Consider the following 1,119-nt stretch of genomic DNA (forward strand, 5'->3'; position numbering starts at 1 on the left):
CGGACCAGTGGGGAGGCGGGATGGCGCAACCGGTTCGGGTTCGCGGGCTGACCGAGCAGGAGGGGCAGAAACTCCAGCACATCGTCCGGCGGGGCAGTACCAGTTCGGTGCGGTTCCGTCGGGCGATGATGCTGCTGGCCTCGGCCGGCGGCAGCACGGTCCCCGTCATAGCCCGCTTGGTCCAGGCGGACGAGGACACCGTCCGCGATGTGATCCACAAGTTCAACGAGATCGGGCTCGCATGCCTTAACCCTCGGTGGGCGGGAGGCCGTCCCCGCCTTCTCGATCGTGACGACGAGGACTACGTCGTCCAGACGGCCACCACCCGCCCGACCGTCCTGGGCAAGCCCTTCACCCGCTGGTCGATCCGCAAGCTCGCCGATCACCTGCGCAGGAACACTGCCCGGCCCGTCCGGATCGGCCGGGAGGCACTGCGGTGCTTACTGACCCGCCGCGGGGTCTCCTTCCAGCGCACGAAGACCTGGAAGGATTCCCCGGACCCGGACTTCGACGCGAAGCTGGCCCGGATCGAGTACGCGATCAACGAGCGGCCAGACCGCACGTTCGCGTTCGACGAGTTCGGGCCCCTGGGCATCCGCCCCACCGCCGGCTCCTGCTGGGCCGGACAAGGTCGGCCCGACCGGCTGCCGGCCACCTACCGCCGAACCCACGGAATCACCTACTTCCACGGCTGCTACTCCGTCGGCGATGACCAAATGTGGGGCATCAACCGCAGGCGCAAGGGCATCGACCACACCTGGGCCGCATTGAGAACGATCCGTGCCGCCCGCCCGGACGGCGCCCCGATCTACGTGATCCTCGACAACCTCTCCGCCCACCTCAACTGGAAAATCCGCAGGTGGGCGGCCCGGAACAAGGTCAAGCTGTGCTTCACCCCGACCTACGCCTCCTGGGCCAACCCCATCGAAGCCCACTTCGGACCGCTCCGGCAGTTCACCCTCGCCAACTCGAACCACCCCAACCACACCGTCCAGACCCGGGCCCTGCACGCATACCTACGCTGGCGCAACAAAAACGCACGCCACCCCGACGTCCTCGCCGCCCAACGACGCGAACGCGCCCGCATTCGCAGCGAGAAAGGCATCCGCTGGGGCGGCA

1 protein-coding gene is annotated in these 1,119 nt (G+C 68.2%); it reads left to right on the plus strand.

Annotated features, from left to right (window positions below; translation table 11 throughout):
• Positions 1-20 precede the first annotated feature (20 nt).
• On the plus strand, positions 21-1,119 hold a 1,099-nt coding region (locus IE207_RS32850), incomplete at its 3' end, for an IS630 family transposase (protein ID WP_190187983.1).

The sequence above is a fragment of the Streptomyces cirratus genome (assembly GCF_014650775.1).
GTDB classification, from domain to species: domain Bacteria; phylum Actinomycetota; class Actinomycetes; order Streptomycetales; family Streptomycetaceae; genus Streptomyces; species Streptomyces cirratus.